We start from the raw sequence: 19,470 nt of genomic DNA, 5'->3' as shown, positions 1-19,470 counted from the left end.
GGCGGTGTTTGCTACTTGGCGGCAGTAGCCTCTTCCTTGACCGGCTCGGCTACCGGGGCCGTCTCGGCCGGCTTGGCGGCAGGCTTCGGGGCCGGGTTGGCTGCCGTGACGAAGGCGCGGCGCGGGTTGTCCAAGAATTCGAGCTGGGCCAGGTCGCGGCCGGCGAAGAACGCAACGAACCAGTCCATGATCACGCGGAACTTGCGCTCAAACGTGGGCATGGCCAGGCCGTGGTAGCCGCGGTGCGCCAACCAGGCCAGGGGGCCCTTGAGCTGGATGCCCATGATCTTGGCAACACCCTTCCACTCGCCGAAGCCGGCCACGGCACCAAGGTTCTTGTGCTTGTAGCCGGTCAGCGGCTTGTTGAAACGGCTCGCCCACAGGTTCTTTGCAAGGCGCTTGGCCTGGCGCAGGGCGTGCTGGGCGTTGGGGACACAGGTGCCATCGGGCAGGCCGCCTGTGACGTCCGGCACTGCAGCAACGTCGCCGGCAGCCCAGGCGTTCGGGATGACACCGAATTCGCCGGTGATCTGCAGGTTGACGTTGACCGAAACGCGGCCGCGAGGCTCGATCGGGAAGTCAGTGGAGCGCACCATGGGGTTGGCCATGACGCCTGCCGTCCAGATGAGCGTGTCGGCATCAAATTCCTGGGCGATGGACTTGTCCGGCAGGTTGATGAGCTTGAGGTTGTTGTTCTCAGCGTTGTCCAGCGAGGTGTTCAACAGAACCTCAACGCCGCGGCTGCGCAAGTGCTCCACAACCCACAGGGCCTGGGACTCGGTGACCTCGGGCATGATCCGGCCCATGGCCTCAACCAGCACAAAGCGCAGCTCGGACAGCTCAACGCGGTTGTTCAGCTTGACGGCCGCGCGGGCCATGTCCTCGAGCTCGGCGATGGTTTCAATGCCGGCGAAGCCGCCACCCACCACAACGAACGTCAGATGACGCTTACGCAGCTCGGGATCAGTTTCCGTGGAAGCCTGTTCGATGAGGGAGAGTACCTGGTTGCGCAGGGCAACAGCTTCTTCAATGGTCTTCAAGCCAATGCCCGACTCGGCCAGGCCCTTGATCGGGAAGGTGCGGGTGACGGCACCGGCTGCAATGACCACGTCGTGGTAGGGCAGTTCGAACGGGGTGGCACCGTCAACCGGAGCAATGACTGCTGTGCGGTTCTCGTGGTCGATGCTGGTCACGGAGCCCTGGATGAGCTCGGTTTCCTTCAGGTGCATGCGGTGGGACACCACCGCGTGGCGGGCCTCAATGTTGCCGCCGGCCACCTCGGGCAGGAACGGCTGGTACGTCATGTAGGGCAGCGGATCAACGAGGGTGACAATGCCACCGGACTTCGCGATCTTCTTCTGCAGGTTGAGCGCCGCGTAAAGGCCGACGTAGCCGCCGCCAACTACGAGGACGCGCGGACGTGCTGAAAAGGTGGGTGTGATTGCCATAGAACCATAATAGCGCTGTTTGTGAAAATATTCACTAACCCGCTTCACGACGGCGTAACGGACTCGTGCCCGGACCGGGGAGTGTGCCACAATCCCACCCCGTGAACGTACAGATAATGCTGATGTTGAGAGCAAACATCAGCATCTACTGTACGTTCACGGGGCAGGAGCAGGAGCAGGTGAAGGCGAAGGGGAAGGAGCAAGCACGAGCAGGCGGGCTAGTGTTTGTGGCCCGTTCGGACGTCTCGTCTATGAGGCAAGGATTCACCGTGGGCGGCCTGTGCGCCCGCGCCCGCACCGGAATCGTCGGAATCGTCGGAATCGTGGGCGTGGGCGCCCCAGGCACCCGCGCCGGAATCGGCACCCCCGGCAGCCTGGGCCACCGTCAGCCGACGCCGGGCCAGGAACAGATGGGTGCCACCGGCTGCCGCAATGACGACGAACAGGCCCAGAGAACCCAGCACCAAGACCCGTGGCGCAGCACTTGAAAGCTCCGCGGCAGGGAGGGCAACTGGAGCGTTGTGCTCGGACAACGTTGGCTTGGGCTGGGGCACCGAGGTGGCTGGGTGACCGTTGGTGGGTTGCACCACCGCGCCACGCCGGTGCACACGAATCCACTCGGCAAGGCTGCCCAGCGGGTTCTTCTCCACCACGGGCACCTCCTCGCTCAGGGCGGCCTTCGCATCAAGAATCCCGTAACCGTAGATGGCGTTAGGCAGGCCCTCGCCCTTGGGCTTGGCGGTGGTGATGATGCGGTTGATGACTTGGGCTGCTGACATGTCAGGGTACTTTGCCCTGATCAAGGCGGCCACACCCGAGACTATGGGCGCAGCACCGCTGGTGCCGTTCCAGTGCGCGTAGCCGCCGCCCGGCAGCCCACCCACCAGGTCCTCGGCCGGAGCGCTGACACCGATGCTGATGCCTTGTGAGGACGAATCGATACTGGCCGTGCCGTCCTTGTCCAAACCGCCCACAGCCAGGATCCCGGGAATGGTGGCCGGAGCCCCCACCTGTTCGCTGCCGGATTTGCGGTTGCCGGCCGCCGCCACAATGACAACGTCCTTGGCTTCGGCGTAGGCAAACGCCTCATCCCAGCTTTGCGGCCAGGATGTTGAGGTGCTGCCCAGGGACATGTTGATGACCTTGGCACCTTGGTCTACAGCCCACCGGACTGCTGCCGGAATCTGGTCGTCAATGGTCTTTCCGGAGGGGTTTTCGCTGCCCAACCAGACAGATACGCTGAGCAGTTCGGCCTGGGGCGCCACACCAATCACCCCGTCGGGGCCTGCACCCACCGCGTCCTTAGCCGGTGCCGTGCTGCTCGGTTTGGCGCCCTTGCTGGGCTTGGCCGAGGCGGTGCTGGAACTGTGGCCACGCCCGGCCAGCATGCTGGCCACCAGTGTGCCGTGCTCGGGCTCGGCACCCACGCCCTTGCTGCCGTCGGCGGATCCTGCCCCGGAAATGTCCGTGCCGCCCACCACAGCCCCCGCAAGGTCTTTGTGGGATTTGTCGATGCCGCTGTCGATGATGGCAATTTTCACTCCCGCGCCCTGGGATACCTCCCAGGCCTTCTTCACCCCTGACTGTGCCAACCAGTATTGCCGGTTGCGAATGTCATCAGCCGATGCTGCCGGGGCCGCCATGAGCGCCAAGGAACCAGCCAAGGCAAGGGTCATGAGCGCGGCAGTAACGGTCCGTAACCGGGGGGCAGACTCCATGAATACTCGATTCCTGTAAGGGGAGGGGTCAGTTTTTAGCAGCACCCAGGGCAATTCCGTCAAGAATATCGTGTTCGCTGGTGGTTACCGATTCCAGCCGCCCGGCGTTGAGCGCTGCCACCCTGCGCAGCACGGTGCGCCAAATGAGCGCGCCGGCCCCAATGACGTCCACCCGGCCCGGATGCATGAAGCCAAGCTCAGCCCGCTGGGCGCGTGTCATGGCGAGCAACTCCGAGGCTGCGGCGTCGATCCTCTCAAGAGGTACGACGGCGGCATGAATCACCTCGCTCTGGTAGCTCGCCAACCCGAGCGCGTGGGCCGTGATGGTGGTGATGGACCCTGCCACTCCCACCACCTCATCGACCTGGTCGAGGGCGATGGCGGCGATCACCTCATCAAGTTTTTCTTCGATGGCGTGCTGCGCCGCAGCGATTTGGGTGGCCGTGGGCGGGTCGCTTTGCAGGTACCTTTCGGTGAAACGCACGCAGCCCATGTCTGTGCTGAGTGCGCCGCCGACACCTGCTGAGTTGCCAATGACGAACTCGGTGCTGCCACCGCCAAGGTCCACCACAAGAATGTTCCGGTTCGCCGCAGTCGGCAGGACACTGGCTGCCCCGGCAAAGGACAGGCCCGCCTCCTCGGCGCCGCTGACAACTTCCGGAGCCACACCCAGCCGGGTCTGGATCCCGGCCGTAAAAACGTCCCTGTTGCCGGCGTCACGCGTGGCACTGGTTGCCACGAAACGCACCCGTTCCACGGCATTGGCGGCAATCAAGGCGGCGTAATCTTCAGTCGCCGCGAAGGTGCGCTCCAGCGCTTCCTCGGCAAGCATGCCGCTCACATCCACGCCCTGGCCGAGCCGGACCACGCGCATTTCACGGTGCACATCATCGAGCACCACACCGCCGTGGTTATCCGGGACAACGTCTGCAATGAGCAGGCGGATGGAGTTGGTTCCGCAGTCAATGGCGGCAACACGCATGGAATGGCCTTTCAGGGGTTTGTCACGGACGGCTTCGATGCTGCCGGCCCTACCGCTCAGTGGTGCTGGCGTTGACCGCGTCGTTCTTGAGCTGATTCAAGTGCTTGACGTGCCGGCTCAGGTCCTTGTGCGGCACGGGCGCCTGGTGGTCCCAGGCACCGTCGCAGTAGCAGCGCTCAGCCGTCCACCATTCCGCAACAGCGGCAAGGACTTCATCGCCCAGGGGGTTCACGCCGGGACCGGCAGCCAGCGCGTGCCCAATCAACACGTGCAGGCATTTCACGCGGGTCGGCATGCCGCCGGCGGAAATTCCCGCCGTCTCCGGGACCGGGCCGGTGCCGGCGCGTTCGCCGATGGCTTCGCGGGCGGCAAGGTACGCCTCATGGGCGTGCTGGTAGGCGGCAGCCAACTCCGTGTCGACGGCCAGCCTTTCGGTCATTTCATTCATCAGCCCGGCGGCTTCCAACCGGGAGGCCGCCGCCGTGAGCACCGGGTGCGTGAGGTAAAAAGTGGTGGGGAACGGGATGCCGTTGCTCAGCCGCGGCGCAGTGGCGGCCACCAACGGGTTGCCGCACACGCAGCGGGCCGGGATCTCCACGACGTCGCGCACAGGCCTGTTGAGTTGGCGGCTAAGGGTGTCCAGATCCTGGGCAGTGGGGACGCGCCCGTCCGTGGCGGAGCTTTCTGATGCGGGCACGATTTGGCCTTTCATGGAACTGTTTCAATGCTGGCGGCAGTGGTTGACACGTGCGCGCCGAACGTCGTGGTGCGGTGGGGTTCAACCATCCACTTTAGCGTGAAGGAGTCCACGCCATAGTATTTGCCAAAACACTCACGGCGTCGGCTTGGCGGCGGGGGCCACGGCCTTGGGTGCTTGGACTTCCGCTGACTTTTGCACAGCCCCCCACAAGGCATCCACCCACGGTTCGACAGTGACCTCCGTGGCCTTCTTGGCTGTGGTGGCTTGTACGGCTGCAGCCTTGGCGGCGTCCACCGAATCCTGGGTGGCTGCAACACCGTTGGCACCGTAAACCCAGTACCCCGTCTCCCCCGGCATCAGCATGCTCACCCGGTCCCGGGCCTGCTGCTTGATGTAGGCGGGGTCGTCCCAGCGCAGCAATTCGGCGCTATAGGCGCCCTGCTGGGCTTCCTTGGCCGCAATGTCAGCGCGCAGCGCCGAAATCTCGGCCCGTTGCTGCAGGTAGGTGTGCACATTGGGGGCCAGGAGCACCGTGACAACACCCATGGTCAGGCCCAGCACCAACAGCCGACCGGAGAATCTGCGCGCAGGCACCGGGCTGTTGCCGGCCGTGTAGATGACACCGTCCCGGCGGTTGCGGCTGTTCGGTGCTGAGGCGCGTTGCCGGGTGTGGGGCTCACTTGAACCGGGCGCCCGCGTGGCCGGTGACTCGGCCGGGCCGGAGTCCTGGGCAGCCACGGGCGTGGCCGTCGGTTCCGGGGTACCGCCCATACCGGCGGTGAACTGTGCGTTAGGCACTGAGGGCCGTCGCGTGGCCATGCTTCTCCTAAACGTCGCCCAATCATGAACTGCTGCACCCCAGTCTAAGCGCTGCAGACAGCCAGTGCGGGAAGCCACCGCCGTGCGGTGGGGACGGCGCCGGGGATGGTGCCGGGATGGTGCCGGGGACGGCGCCGGAGACAGCAAAGCCGCGGTGGCCGCTGCGGGAAAGGGTTCTTTCCGTCAGCGGCCACCGCGGCCGGTGCAGCTAGTTAGCCCTTGAAACGCGGGAACGCGCTGCGGCCTGCGTAGCGTGCCGCGTCATCGAGTTCTTCTTCGATGCGCAGGAGCTGGTTGTACTTGGCAACGCGCTCGGAGCGGGCCGGGGCACCTGTCTTGATCTGACCGGCGTTGGTGGCAACGCAAATGTCGGCAATGGTGGTGTCCTCGGTTTCGCCTGAGCGGTGCGAGGTGATGGTGGTGTAGCCGGCGCGCTGGGCCATGGACACAGCGTCCAGGGTTTCCGTCAGGGAACCGATCTGGTTGACCTTGACCAGCAGCGAGTTGGCCGTCTTGGTCTCGATGCCGCGGGAGAGGCGTTCGGGGTTGGTGACGAACAAGTCATCGCCAACAATCTGCACCTTCTCGCCAATAGCGTCGGTCAGCGTCTTCCAGCCTTCCCAGTCGTCCTCATCCAGGGGATCCTCGATGGAAACGAGCGGGTAGTCGGCGACGAGCTCGGCGTAGTAGGCGCTCATCTGGGCGGCAGTCAGGGCCTTGCCCTCGAACTGGTAGGCACCCTCCTTGTAAAACTCGGAGGAGGCAACGTCCAGGGCCAGGCCAATGTCGGTTCCTGCCTCGTAGCCTGCACGCTTGATCGCTTCCAGGATCAAGTCAAGGGCTGCACGGTTGGAGGGCAGGTTCGGCGCGAAGCCACCCTCGTCACCCAAACCGGTGGAGAGGCCCTTTTCCTGCAGCACAGCCTTGAGGTTGTGGTAGACCTCAACACCCCAGCGCAGACCCTCGGAGAACGTGGCTGCACCCAGGGGCACAATCATGAATTCCTGGATGTCCACATCGGAGTCGGCGTGTGAGCCGCCGTTGAGGATGTTCATCAACGGAACAGGCAGTACGTGCGCGTTGGGGCCGCCCAGGTAGCGGTACAGCGGCAGGCCGGCGGACTCGGCTGCGGCGCTGGCCACGGCCAGGGAAACACCCAAGATGGCGTTGGCGCCAAGCTTGCCCTTGTTGTCGGTGCCGTCAAGTTCCAACATCATGGAGTCGATCAGGCGCTGATCGGTGGCATCGATGCCCTCAAGTTCCGGGGCGATGACCTCCAAAACAGCCTCGACTGCCTGAAGAACACCCTTGCCCTGGTAACGGCCCTTGTCGCCGTCACGGAGCTCCACTGCCTCGAAGGCGCCGGTGGAGGCACCGGAGGGAACACCGGCACGGCCCATCGCGCCGTCGGTGAGGAGAACCTCAACCTCGACTGTGGGGTTTCCCCGGGAATCCAAAATTTCGCGTGCATGAATGGCTTCAATAAGTGCCACGTATTGCTCCTAAAAGTCAGCTTTGTACAGTACCGGTTCGACCACGCTGTCGCCTCAATCGTAGCCGACGGCGTGACGGGGCACTCTTTGCTACGCTCACGGCGGCACTGAGGCGGTGAAATCCTCACGAATTTGGGCCCCGCAGCACCAACCGCCACTTCACTTTGCTTCAGCGCACCGTCAGCGCCGTAGCTTGCGCCAGTGTCACACTGGCGCAGCCCACGGCCGCCAACGCAGCGCAGAAGTCGAAGTCAGCAAGGATGCTGGCTAGTTTTCTTCCTGAAAAGCTCGTACGGCACGCCGCAACGCCCGTTCGGCGTCCAATCCGCGCTCTTGGGCTGCCTGCACGACGCCGAACAGCACCTTCCCGAGCTCCTCCTCAGTGTCAATGTGCTCACCCGGGTTCATAGCCGATGGCACAACGCCACGTCCGGCCCGAGCAGCCCGTTCCAGCGACTTCTGCGCCATGGCCAGCGCCGGCAACGACCGCGGAATCCCGGCGAAGGGCCCGGCAGCTTCGGCCGAAGTCGCCGATGTCGCCAAAATCGCCGCTCCAGCGTCACCGGCGCCGGCCCGTTCTTCGGCCTTGACCCGCTCCCAGCTAGCCTCGATTTCGGCGAGGCCGGCCGGAAAAGTACTCTGCAGGGTGCCGTCGGCGTGGAAGACGTGCGGGCTGCGGCGGATCATTTTGTCGCTGAGCCCGCGGGCAACGTCGGCCAGCTCAAACTGCCCGGCCTCCTGGGCCAGCCGGGCATGGAGCACCACCTGGAGCAGAATGTCCCCGAGTTCGCCGGATATTTGATCGCTGTGGCCGGTTTCAATGGCCTCGATGAGTTCGTACGACTCCTCCAGCAGGTACGTGGTGAGCGCATCGTGGGTCAGCGCGGCCGTCCAGGGGCAATGCTCGCGCAGGGCGGCAATCACGCCAACAAGGCGGGCCATTTCCAGCTGGGTGGAGGCGGCCCGCCTGTCAGCAGTGGGAGCGGAACTAGTCGTCAATCTCGTCATCGTCCGCTTCGAATCCCTCGGACCCGTCGAAGCCCTCGAAGTCGTCGGAGTCCTCAAAGTCCGCCATCTCATCCATGGCGTCCTCGTAGTGCTCGATGATGAAATCTGCCAGTTGTTCGCGGGCCTCAATGGGCAAGAACGTTGCGTGCACGGCGTTCAACGTCAACTCCAGCACCGTGTCCAGTCCGTAGCCGAACGTCTCCACCAGGAGCCCAAATTCGGCTGTCAGGGAGGTGCCGCCCATGAGCCTGTTGTCGGTGTTGACGGTGATGTTGAAGCCCAGCTGGTGCAGCAGGTCGATCGGGTGTTCGGCGATGGTGGTGCCAAAGGCTGCGATGGCGCCTGTCTGCAGGTTCGAGGACGGGCACAGTTCCAGCGGGATCTGCCGGTCACGCACCCACTGCGCCAAATCGCCCAAGGTGACGGTGCCGACGTCGTGCCCGTCCTCCTGTTGGACGTCCAGGTGAATGTCCTCGGCAATGCGCACGCCGTGGCCCAGGCGCAGGGCGCGGCCGTGGACCAGCGCGTCCTGGATGCTGACCAGGCCGGCGCCCTCACCGGCGTGGACGGTGACGGGGAAGTTGTTCTCGGCCAAATAAGTGAAAGCGTCGGCGAAGCGTGAGGCCAGGAACCCGTCCTCGGCGCCGGCAATGTCAAAACCCACCACGCCGTTGTCACGGTGGCGGACGGCGAGCTGGGCAATTTCGGCGCCCCTGTCGGCGTGGCGCATGGCTGTGACGATCTGGCCCACCTCAATGTAGCCACCGGCCTCGTCCACGGCATCCATGCCCTCTTCCAGGCCAACCTGGACGGCCTCGACGGCCTCATCAAGGCTCAACCCGGCCCGCAGGTGCTGCTCAGGAGCCCAGCGCACCTCCCCGTACACGACGCCGTCCTCGGCCAGGTCTTCAACAAATTCCCGGGCCACCCGGACCAGGGCGGAGTGAGTCTGCATGAGCGCAACAGTGTGCTCAAACGTTTCAAGGTAGCTTTCCAGGGAACCGGTGCTGGCCTGACGCACAAACCAGTCGCGTAGTTCCGCCGGGTCAGTGGCTGGCAGCGTATGACCCACGTGGGCTGCTAGCTCAATGATGGTCTCCGGGCGCAGACCGCCGTCCAGATGATCGTGCAGGGACACCTTTGGCAACGATTTGAGGTCCACAACGGGGATGGGCTGGGCTGCTTGCTCTGAAGTTGAGTTAGTCACAATCCCCACTCTAGGGATGAGACGGGCGCTGCGCTAGTTGGGGCCGTCGCCGGATGCGTCGGCCACAGCACCGACGGTGACGTCCCGGCTGGCGAGAACTCGCGGCTGCACCACGTGCCCGGCAGCCCGAGCCCGCGTGTCCGGGATGTCAGCTTCAGTCTCCGCCTCCGTTGCCGGCTCGGTTGCCGGCTCGGCAACCGGCGCTGCCGCAGGCTCGGTGGCAGGCGCTGCCGCAGGCTCCTCTGCCGGTTCGGCTGCTTCGGAAACGTGCGCTTCAAGCTGGGCTTGGGCTTCCGCCAGCGCCTGGACACGCTGCGCGTGCTGGGCTGCGGCCAGGCCGGGCTCCGGGCGAGGCGCCACTTTTCCGCGCTTTTCCAGGACGTGGTGAAGATACTTCATGGCGTGGTCCACCACGAACCCGATGACGACGGCGAAGGTGATGGCAATGCCCACCCCCAGCAGCGGGTTGTCATGGACCCAGCCACCGGCAAACGTCCCGACGGCCACTGAGTAGCCCGCCCACGTCACCACGGCAATGCTGTCCAGCAACGCGAAGCGGCGCCACGGGAAGTAGGTGGCCCCGGCGGTGAAATTCACGGCAATTCTGCCCACCGGAATGTAGCGGGCGGTGAAAATCAAGATGGCGCCACGCTTTTCCAGTTCCTTGCCGGCCCAGGCAAACGCCCTGGCCCCGCGCGGCCGGCGCATCCAATTGAAGCGTGTGGTGCCGAGCTTGCGGCCCAGGAAATACGCAATGTTGTCGCCAATGATGGCGCCAATGGACGCACCAAGCATCAACAACCAAATATTGGGGTACCCGGTTTTGGCCGAAACGGAGGCGAGTGCCACAATGGCAGTCTCGCTGGGTAAGAAGAGGAAGAATCCGTCGATGAGGCAAAACAAGCTCACTAGCGGGATCACCCACCATTGGGCTGCCGAATGATCGATCACATTGTTGATCTGCCCCACGACGTGCATGAAATCCACAGCGAATGGTTCCTCTCCTGTGGTAGTTGTCTGCCCTAAGTTTGCCACGACCGCGTCCGCTCTGGTATCCACCCGAAGGACTAGATCTGACCGCGATGCTCACACCATGGGACTACAGACCATGAGACAGTTCCGGTCTTGGTGGTGCCCGCCGGGAAGCGTCACCTCAAGCAATCCTGTCAATGATCAGGCTGCCGGGCACGTGGGAATCCGCCGCGGCGATCGTCACGGCGCCCGTCAACGCCTCCTTGGCCCGGTCAAATTTTTCCGGTGTGTCAGTGAGCAGTGTCATCAGCGGCTGGCCCGCCCGCACCTGCGTGCCGGGCTTGGCGTGCAGCCGCACCCCGGCCCCCGCCTGAACAATGTCTTCGCGTCGGCTGCGCCCGGCGCCGAGGCGCCACGCGGCAACACCGACAGCCATGGCGTCCATGCTCTGCACCACACCGCTGGATTCGGCGTACATGACCTCGGATTCCCGGGCCACGGGCAGTGCCGCGTGCGGGTCCCCACCCTGGGCGCGAATCATGCGCCGCCACACGTCCATGGCCCGGCCATCCTTGAGGGCAGCCCCCGGATCGGTGCCCCGAATACCTGCCGCGTCCAGCATTTCCACGGCCAGCTGCACCGTCAGCTGCACGACGTCGTCCGGGCCGCCACCGGCCAACACCTCCACGGCCTCCTGAACTTCGATGGCGTTGCCAGCGGTCAAGCCCAGGGGTGTGCTCATATCGGTCAACAGCGCCACGGTGTTGACGCCCGCATCCTGGCCCAGGGCCACCATGGTCCGGGCCAGTTCCCTGGCCGTTTCGACATTTTTCATGAACGCACCGGAGCCAACCTTGACGTCCAGGACCAGTGCCTGGGTGCCTTCGGCAATCTTCTTGCTCATGATCGAGGAGGCGATGAGCGGGATGGATTCGACAGTGCCCGTGACATCGCGCAGGGCGTACAGCTTTTTGTCGGCCGGGGCCAGCCCGTCACCGGCGGCACAGATCACGGCGCCCACGTCGGAGAGTTGGCGCATCATCTCGGCATTGCTCACACTGGCCCGCCATCCGGGGATGGCCTCCAACTTATCCAACGTGCCGCCGGTGTGCCCCAGGCCCCGCCCGGACAACTGCGGGACGGCTGCACCAAAGACCGCCACCAGGGGCGCCAGCGGCAAGGTGATCTTATCCCCCACCCCACCGGTGGAGTGCTTGTCGGTGGTGCGCAGGCGCTCCCCCGACGGGGTGCGGAGGGCGGAAAAGTCCAGCCGCTCGCCCGAGTCAATCATGGCGGCAGTCCACTGCGAGGTTTCGGTCCTGTCCATGCCGTTGAGCAGGATGGCCATGGTCAGTGCCGCCATTTGTTCCTCGGCGATGGCGCCGCGCGTGTACGCGTCAATGGTCCACGCGATTTGTCCCTGACTCAACGTGCCACCGTCACGCTTGGTGCGAATGACGTCGACAGCGTCAAAAGCCGTTCCCGTGGGCGCGGTCATGGCTTGTGCCCCAGCGTCTCGGGCCCGAACGCGTCCGGAAGCACTTGCTCCATGGTTTGGACGCCGCGGGTGGTCATCAGCACCATCCCGGGGGCACGGAATTCGTAGAGGACCTGCCGGCACCGCCCGCAGGGCATCAAAACACCGCCGTCCGCGTCAACACAGTAAAACGCCCGGATTAGCCCGCCGCCGTCGAGCCGCAGCGCCCCCACCATGGTGGTTTCGGCGCACAGCGTGAGCCCGTAGCTGGCATTTTCAACATTGCAGCCCGTGACGATGGTGCCGGAGTCAAGCAACGCCGCCGCACCCACCCGGAACCCCGAATAGGGGGCGTAGGCGTGCTCAGCGGCGCCTGCCGCAGCGACCTGCAAAACGTCCCAGTCGACGTCGAACATGTCAGTGTTCATCCTGTCACTCCTTGACATAGGGTTGGCCGTCGGCCGCCGGGGCCATGGCTTTGCCCACGAATCCGGACACTGCCAAGATGGTCAGCGCGTACGGCAGCATGGCCAGGAACTGGCCGTCGATGGGGGTCCCGGCCAGCGAGAGAATACTTTGCAGGTTGCCGGCCACACCAAACAGCAGGGCGGCCAGTGCTGCACCGATCGGGTTCCACCGGCCAAAAATGAGTGCGGCGAGGGCGATGAAGCCCAGCCCGCCGGTCATGTCCTTGCTGAAACTGCTGACGGCCACCAGTGTGAAGTACGCGCCACCGACCCCTGCCACGGCGCCGCCGGCGAGCACGTTGATCACGCGGGTGCGGTTGACGTTGATGCCCACGGTGTCGGCCGCCTTGGGGTGTTCGCCCACGGCCCGCACCCGCAGCCCCCACCGGGTGCGGAACAGGCCAAACCACAGGGCCACGACAACTATCAGCATCAGGTAGCCGATGAGTGACTGCCGGAACAAGGTGGGCCCGATGATGGGGATTTCGGACAGCACCGGAATCGGGATGCCCGGCAGCTGGGCCGGCTGATTGTAGACGGTGACCCCGTCCACCTTGGTCGTCATGACCTTTTCAAACAGGAACCCTGTCAGGCCGGACACCAAAACGTTCAGCACCACGCCCACAATGATTTGGTTCACCACGTACTTGATGCTGAACAAGGCCAGCATCGCCGAGACCAGCACACCGGCCACGGCTGCCGCGAACAACCCGGCAAAGGCGTTGTGGGTGATGGAGGAAACCAGCGCCGCCGTGAAGGCACCGGCCAGCAGCTGGCCCTCGATGGCAATGTTCACCACCCCGGCCCGTTCGGACAGGACACCTGACATGGCACCAAACACGAGCGGTGTGGTGATGAGCATGGCGCCGGTGAACAAGCCCACCAGGGTGATGTTCTGTGATGTGGTTCCCCCAATGATCCACACCATCAGACCCACCACGAACACGATGGTGAACGTCATGAGCACCCATTTGGCGATCTTGCCGGTTGCCCGGGTTTGGCTGTAGGCCACATACGCCAGCGCCATGCACACGATCGAAACAATGATGCCCATGGCCTTGGCTGGCAGCACCAGGTCCGGGACCTGCCAGGCGTCGTCGTCCTGGGAAATCCTGAACGTGGCGGTGCCGCTGGGGCCCAGCACCACGAATACGACGACGGCGAACAGGGCCAGGATGCCGAGCAGGATTGGCATCTTCCAGCTGCGGATGGCGACGGCGTCAACCACCTTGGCGGGAGCGCTCATGGCTGCGATGCTCATGCTGCGAGCCTTTCGTGAGGAACAGCCTTGATCCGGAACATGGAGCGAATCAAGGGAGGGGCGGCGATGAACAACACAATCAAGGACTGCACCACGGCAACAATGTCAATGGAAACGTCGGCATTGATGGCCATGGAGGTGCCGCCTGCCTTAAACGCGCCAAACAGCAGGGCCGCAAAGAAGGTGCCCCAGGGTTTGGACCGGCCCAGCAGGGCCACGGTGATGGCATCAAAGCCGATGCTGCCGGCAATATCGGCATCCAGCGTTTTTTCGGTGCCGGCGAGTTGGGTCACCCCGGCCAGTCCGGCCAGTGCACCGGAGATCAGCATGACGGTGATGTAGCCGCGGGAAACCAGCATGCCCGCCGTGCGGGCTGCGCGCGGGTTGGCACCGATGGCACGGTACTCAAAGCCCAGGGTGGACCGGTTCAGCAACCAGGAAACAACAATGACGGCCAGGACTGCCACAATGAGTCCGGCATGCACCCGGTAGTTGGGCCCCAGCAGCAGCGGAAACATGGCTGTTTCGTGCATGGGCGGGCTGATGGGGTTGCTGCTGGAGGGGTCGCGCAGGGGGTTCTTGAGCAAGTACAGCACCAGGGAGACGGCAATGTAGTTGAGCATGATCGTCACGATCACCTCGTGCGCACCGGTTTTCGCTTTCAGGAAGCCGGCAATGCCGCCCCAGAGTGCACCACCGATGGCACCTGCCAGGACCACTGCTATCAGGTGGATGCCCGGCGGCAGTTCGATCATGAAACCAACGACCCCGGCAAAGGTGGCGCCAATGATGATCTGACCCTTGGCACCAATGTTGAACAGGCCAACCCTGAACGCCAGCGTCACGGCCAGCCCGGACAGGATCAGCGGTGTGGCGAACGTCAGTGTTTCAAAGATGCCCAGCCGGCCCTGCCAGGTCCGCGAATTCGGATCGTAGGTGGCACCGCGCCACAGCGCCCCGTAGGCCTCGGAAATCGCCGCCCAAATGGCCTTGAAGGTGGCGCTCGGGTCGCTGAAGAAGTACCCCAGCGCCGTGGTTACCCGGGTATCGGTGAACGCGATGAGAATACCGCCAATGACCAACGCCACCACCACCGCCAGCACGGAGATCATGGCATTGCCGCTGACGATCTCACGCATCAGCTGGCTGCCGGGCCGTTCCTTGGCCGGGGTTGGCTCCTGAGCCACTGTGCCCTTACCGTCCGGTGTTGGTGCCGAAGCTGCCCTCTCAACCCCGCTCATGACTGCACCGCCGTGCCGTTGGAAGTGCCTGTGCCGTCACTGTCATTCTCCTGCGCGTCCATTTGTTCCTGTGCTTCTGCCGCGGTCAACCCGGCCATCATCAGCCCGAGCAACGCCCGGCTGGATTTTCCGGGCACAATGCCCATGAGGCGGCCAGCAAAGAGTACTGCGATCCTATCGGCCAGTTCCAGCACCTCATCGAGTTCCGTCGAGACAATCACCACGGGAGTTCCGGCATCACGCTCGGCCACGATGCGTTTGTGCAGGAACTCGATGGAGCCCACATCCACGCCGCGGGTCGGTTGGGAGGCTATGAACAGTTTCAAGGGGCGGGACAGTTCCCGCGCCAGCACCACTTTCTGCTGGTTTCCGCCGGACAAGGTGTCCGCCGCATCCTGGGATGATTGCGCGCGGACGTCATATTCGGCGACCTTGTCCACGGCGTTTTTCGCCACAGCCGTGCGGTTCATGGTGCCGCGGCGAGAATATGGCGGGTGTTTGTACAGGTCCAGGACCAGGTTCTCGGCGATCGAGAATTCGCCCACCAGGCCGTCGTCCTGACGGTCCTCGGGCACAAAACCCACGCCCGAATCGAGGATCTGGCGGACGCTTTTGCCCACCAATTCCGTCCCGCCCAGGGTGATGGAGCCCAGCACGTGCTTTTGCAGGCCGAGCACAGCTTCTGTCAGTTCGCTCTGGCCGTTGCCCTGCACCCCTGCCACGGCCAGGATCTCGCCCTGGGCCACGATCAAGGTGACGTCATCAAGAAGTCTCTGGCCGGCGTCGTTCATCACCGTGAGGTTGTTGACACTGAAGGTGACATCGCCGGGGGTGGCCGCGGCCTTGTTCAGGGTCAGGTTGACGGTGCGGCCCACCATCATGGCGGCCAGCTCGGTGGTGGGGGTCGACGGCGGCGCGGAGCCCACCACCTTGCCGCGGCGGATGACAGTGATGGTGTCCGAGACGGCCTTGACCTCACGCAGTTTGTGGGAGATGAACACGATGGAGGTGCCGCCGGCCTTCAACTGGGCCATGATGTCCATGAGCTCATCCGTTTCCTGGGGTGTGAGCACGGCTGTGGGCTCATCCAGGATCAGGATTTTGGAGTTGCGCACCAGCGCCTTGATGATTTCCACGCGCTGCTGGACGCCCACGGGGAGCTCCTCCACCAGCGCGTCGGGGTCAACGTCGAAGCCGAACCTTGCCGAGATCTCACGGATCTTTTGGCGCGTGTCCGCCAGGTTCAGGACGCCGCCGAAGGTGGTCGATTCGGCACCCAGGGCCACGTTTTCGGCCACCGTGAACACCGGCACGAGCATGAAGTGCTGGTGCACCATCCCGATGCCGGCCGCCATGGCGTCCGCCGGGCCGGAGAACCGTACCGGCACGTCGTCGATGAGGATCTCCCCGGCGGAGGGTTCGTACAGGCCATACAAGACGTTCATCAGGGTCGATTTCCCGGCCCCGTTTTCGCCCAGCAGGCTGTGGATCTCGCCGGATTCCACCACCAAGTCGATGTGGTCGTTCGCCACGAAGGAGCCAAATCTCTTGGTGATTCCCCGAAGTTCTAGTTTCAACGTTCATGCCCGTCTGCGGTTTGTTGGATGGTCACTGGTGCAGGGTCAAGGGTGCCAGCAGCACGTCCGCGCCGGCACGTCCGGATCCCTCCGGTGTGTCGGCGCGGACGCCAGCTGTTCTGCGCGGGATGTCAGCGCCCGTGGTGGGCTGCCCTCTGCCATCCGCGGCGGTGGGGCTACTTCGGGCTGGCCTTGGATTCGACCTTGATGGAGCCGTCGATGATGCCCTTCTTGATTTCCTCGAGCTGGGCCTTGGTGTCGGCGCTGACGGCCGTGTCAAGAGCGTGGAACGGGGCCAGTCCCACGCCACCGTTATCCAGGGTGCCAATGTACGGCGTCGGGTCGAACCTGCCGTTCACATCATCTTCGATGATCGATTCCACTGCTTCGCCCATGGTCTTGATGACCGAGGTCAACAGGATGGACTTGTAGGTGGGTGCCGTCAGGAAGCCGTCGGAGTCAACCCACACCAGCTTGACGTCCTTGCCGCCCTTGTTGGCCGCCAAGATGGCGTCCCCTGCACCCTTGCCGAGCGGACCGGCCACGGGCATGACAACATCGGCACCCTCGGAGATCAGGTTGTTGGTGATCTTGGTGCCCTCCTGGATGATCTCAAAGGTGTTGGCGAAGGAACCCTGCTGGGTGGCGGCGTTCCAGCCCAGGAGTTTGACGTCCTTGCCCTGCTTTTCGTTGAAGTACTCCACCCCGGCGGCGAAGCCGTCCATGAAGATGGTGACGGTGGGGATGTTGATGCCACCAAAGGTGCCCACCTTGCCCGTCTTGGACACGGCAGCTGAGGCGTACCCGGCCAGGAACGCGGCCTGGGCGGTGTCATACACCACCGGCTTGACGTTGTCAGCCTTGATGGTGTTGTCATCGACGATCGCATAGTGCAGATCGGGGTTGTTCTTGGCCGCATCCTTGGTGGCTTTTGCCAACAGGAAGCCGACAGTGACTGTCATGTTGCAGCCGGCGCTGGCCATTTGGCTCAAGTTCGGCGCAAAGTCCGCTGTGCTGGCGGACTGGGCTTCCTTCATCTTGATGCCCAGATTCTTGACGGAGCTCTTCATGCCCTCGTAGGAGGACTGGTTGAATGACTGGTCGTCGAATCCGCCGGAGTCCGAGACGATGCAGCCCAGGAAATTGGCCGCAGCCGCATTCTCCGTGCCGCCGCCGGGTGCCGGCGGGGCCTCCCCGCAGCCGGTGAGCAGCAGCGCAACGGCGCTGACTGCAACAGTTCCGACAAGGGCCCCGCGCTTGGCAGTGTTCAGAAGCAGGTTTTTCAAGATTCCTCCGTGGTGTGTAGGGCCGCAGTGGAGGACGGGCGCCCAACATAGTCACGGGTCCGCTCCAGCGCAACCGGAGCCATGGAGGTCCAGCAGGTGGAGCCAACCCGCGCAGCTCGACGCACCCCAGCCTTGCGGTGCTGCTCATCACACTAGTGTTCCGGGACCGCAAGCTGATAGGGCTCCGGGGGCTGCGCGGGGCATCGTTGGTGAACCGTTATACAAGGGCAGAATTAACCTGAAAAAGGTCGCAAGACTCGGTCCACGTCAAGCGCTTCAAGCCACTGTTTGCGCTATACTTCCGAACCGGCCAGCGTGCCCGGCTGACTACAGTTCGGAAGGGGCCCGCAAGGTGCGCAGGGCCGCCGCGCACAGCACCCGGATCCCCACCGACAGGGCGCGTTCATCCACAATGTAGTCCCCCCGGTGCAGGTCATATTCTTCCCCGCCCGGCACGTGGGTCCCCAAGCGCATCAGGGAACCCGGAATGCCCTGCAGGAACCAGGCAAAATCTTCCCCACCCATGGACTGCGGCGCCAACACGACGGAGTCCTCACCCAATTCGGCGCGGGCGGCTGCTTCAATCACTGCCGTCTCGTGTTCGGAGTTGACCACCGGCGGCACTCCGCGGGTGTGTTCTAGGTGCACATCAACACCAAACGGGGCAGCTACCTGCTGAACGACGTCGTCCAGGAGTTCCCCGGCCGAATGCCAGGCCTCACGGTCAAGGCAGCGCATGGTGCCGCTCATGACACCGCTCCCGGGGATGGCGTTGGGTGCCGAGCCGGCATGGATCTGCCCCCACACCACGGAGACGCCGCTGCGCACATCGACGCGGCGCGACAGCACCGCGGGGACACTGATGGCAATTTGTGCTAACGCAAACACCAGGTCCTCCGTCAGGTGCGGGCGGGAGGTGTGACCGCCGCGGCCGGAGAGTTCAATCTTGATGGTGTCGGAGGCACTGGTGATGGGGCCGATGCGCGTCCCAATCTTGCCCACCTCAACGCGCGGGTCACAGTGCAAGGCCAGAATCCGCGGCACCCCGTCAAGGGCGCCCTGATCGATGCAGGACAACGCGCCGCCGGGCATGGTCTCTTCGGCCGGCTGGAAAATGATCCGCACCCGCCCACCCAACGGGGTGTGCTGGTGCATTGTGGCTAAGACCAGGGCCACACCCAGCATGGACGCCGTGTGGAAGTCGTGGCCGCAGCCGTGGGTTACGCCATGGTTGCGGGAGGCAAACGGCAGCCCCGTCTCCTCCACAATGGGCAGGGCGTCAATGTCCCCGCGCAGCGCCGTCGTAATGGGCCCTTCGCCCACATCGACTATGACCCCGGTACCGTCAAGGCGGCGCGGAGAAAGCCCGGCCGCCACCAGACGGTCGTAGATTTTGCCCGTGGTGCGGAACTCCTGAAAGGACAGCTCGGGGTGGGCGTGGAGGTCCCGTCGGAAGTCGATGACTTCGTCAAGAAGAGGTTCCAGCCAGGGGCCTACCAGCTCCGTCGGTTCTGTTTCCAGCGAGTAATTGCGCACAGTTCAAACTCTATCCATGTCGGTGCCCGGGTGCGGCATTAACTGCTCAGCATGACACAATGCCACCAAAATCGGGTGGCCATTTGCGTACGGGCCCGCCGCCATCTATGACACCCTCGATCCGTGTCGCACTTACCGGCCGATCTGTGTGGCAGTTGTTGCAACGATCGGCGAGTTACAGGGATCGTTGCAACACTCCATACCTTTTGGAGTTGCGATACCGATGGAGTCTTCATCAATTAATGAAGCTTTTTTAGAGAAAATGTCATCACCGGAAG

Annotated in this window: 16 protein-coding genes; all 16 read right to left on the bottom strand. The window is 64.0% G+C overall.

Features of this window, described 5'->3' with window-relative positions; genetic code table 11:
• Positions 1 to 11: 11 nt before the first annotated feature.
• The 16 genes from ACX80E_RS13560 to ACX80E_RS13485 all read right to left on the bottom strand — a co-directional run bounded on the left by ACX80E_RS13560 (position 12) and on the right by ACX80E_RS13485 (position 19,192).
• The gene (locus tag ACX80E_RS13560; RefSeq protein ID WP_459302529.1) at positions 12 to 1,448 is read right to left on the bottom strand and encodes an NAD(P)/FAD-dependent oxidoreductase; all 1,437 of its coding nucleotides are present in this window, start codon (positions 1,446 to 1,448) and stop codon (positions 12 to 14) included.
• A 218-nt stretch (positions 1,449 to 1,666) separates the two neighbouring features.
• Positions 1,667 to 3,166, bottom strand: coding sequence for a S8 family serine peptidase (locus ACX80E_RS13555; RefSeq protein ID WP_459302528.1), 1,500 nt, complete (start codon positions 3,164 to 3,166; stop codon positions 1,667 to 1,669).
• A gap of 28 nt (positions 3,167 to 3,194) precedes the next feature.
• The gene (locus ACX80E_RS13550; RefSeq protein ID WP_459302527.1) at positions 3,195 to 4,148 is read right to left on the bottom strand and encodes a Ppx/GppA phosphatase family protein; all 954 of its coding nucleotides are present in this window, start codon (positions 4,146 to 4,148) and stop codon (positions 3,195 to 3,197) included.
• Between the two features lie 49 nt (positions 4,149 to 4,197).
• Complete coding sequence (locus tag ACX80E_RS13545; RefSeq protein ID WP_459302526.1) at positions 4,198 to 4,845, bottom strand: DUF501 domain-containing protein; 648 nt, start codon at positions 4,843 to 4,845, stop codon at positions 4,198 to 4,200.
• A gap of 135 nt (positions 4,846 to 4,980) precedes the next feature.
• Positions 4,981 to 5,667 carry an FtsB family cell division protein gene (locus tag ACX80E_RS13540; protein WP_459302525.1) on the bottom strand — a complete coding sequence of 229 codons (687 nt, stop codon included), beginning with the start codon at positions 5,665 to 5,667 and terminating at the stop codon, positions 4,981 to 4,983.
• 212 nt (positions 5,668 to 5,879) lie between these two features.
• Positions 5,880 to 7,160 (bottom strand): phosphopyruvate hydratase, encoded by a 1,281-nt coding sequence (gene eno, locus ACX80E_RS13535; protein ID WP_459302524.1) that lies wholly within the window; start codon positions 7,158 to 7,160, stop codon positions 5,880 to 5,882.
• 267 nt (positions 7,161 to 7,427) lie between these two features.
• Positions 7,428 to 8,159, bottom strand: coding sequence for a MazG nucleotide pyrophosphohydrolase domain-containing protein (locus tag ACX80E_RS13530; protein WP_459302523.1), 732 nt, complete (start codon positions 8,157 to 8,159; stop codon positions 7,428 to 7,430).
• A complete protein-coding gene (locus ACX80E_RS13525; RefSeq protein ID WP_459302522.1) occupies positions 8,149 to 9,375 on the bottom strand; it encodes an adenosine deaminase in 1,227 nt (408 codons plus the stop codon). Before ACX80E_RS13525 ends, ACX80E_RS13530 begins: the two co-directional genes overlap by 11 nt.
• Before the next feature lie 33 nt (positions 9,376 to 9,408).
• Complete coding sequence (locus ACX80E_RS13520) at positions 9,409 to 10,353, bottom strand: DedA family protein (RefSeq protein ID WP_459302552.1); 945 nt, start codon at positions 10,351 to 10,353, stop codon at positions 9,409 to 9,411.
• A gap of 175 nt (positions 10,354 to 10,528) precedes the next feature.
• The gene (locus tag ACX80E_RS13515; RefSeq protein ID WP_459302521.1) at positions 10,529 to 11,845 is read right to left on the bottom strand and encodes a thymidine phosphorylase; all 1,317 of its coding nucleotides are present in this window, start codon (positions 11,843 to 11,845) and stop codon (positions 10,529 to 10,531) included.
• The gene (locus ACX80E_RS13510; RefSeq protein WP_459302520.1) at positions 11,842 to 12,252 is read right to left on the bottom strand and encodes a cytidine deaminase; all 411 of its coding nucleotides are present in this window, start codon (positions 12,250 to 12,252) and stop codon (positions 11,842 to 11,844) included. Before ACX80E_RS13510 ends, ACX80E_RS13515 begins: the two co-directional genes overlap by 4 nt.
• 4 nt (positions 12,253 to 12,256) lie before the next feature.
• Entirely contained in the window at positions 12,257 to 13,552 is a 1,296-nt protein-coding gene (locus ACX80E_RS13505) for an ABC transporter permease (RefSeq protein WP_459302519.1), read from the bottom strand.
• Positions 13,549 to 14,793: an ABC transporter permease gene (locus tag ACX80E_RS13500; RefSeq protein WP_459302518.1), complete on the bottom strand. Its 1,245-nt coding sequence runs from the start codon at positions 14,791 to 14,793 to the stop codon at positions 13,549 to 13,551. Before ACX80E_RS13500 ends, ACX80E_RS13505 begins: the two co-directional genes overlap by 4 nt.
• Entirely contained in the window at positions 14,790 to 16,370 is a 1,581-nt protein-coding gene (locus ACX80E_RS13495) for an ABC transporter ATP-binding protein (RefSeq protein WP_459302517.1), read from the bottom strand. Before ACX80E_RS13495 ends, ACX80E_RS13500 begins: the two co-directional genes overlap by 4 nt.
• 176 nt (positions 16,371 to 16,546) lie before the next feature.
• Positions 16,547 to 17,656, bottom strand: coding sequence for a BMP family lipoprotein (locus ACX80E_RS13490; RefSeq protein WP_459302516.1), 1,110 nt, complete (start codon positions 17,654 to 17,656; stop codon positions 16,547 to 16,549).
• 327 nt (positions 17,657 to 17,983) lie between these two features.
• A complete protein-coding gene (locus ACX80E_RS13485) occupies positions 17,984 to 19,192 on the bottom strand; it encodes an amidohydrolase (RefSeq protein WP_459302514.1) in 1,209 nt (402 codons plus the stop codon).
• Positions 19,193 to 19,470 lie beyond the last annotated feature (278 nt).

Source organism: Arthrobacter sp. TMN-49 (assembly GCF_054511095.1).
The sequence above is the reverse complement of the archived record's forward strand: the minus strand, read 5'-3'. Positions and strand labels throughout refer to the sequence as shown.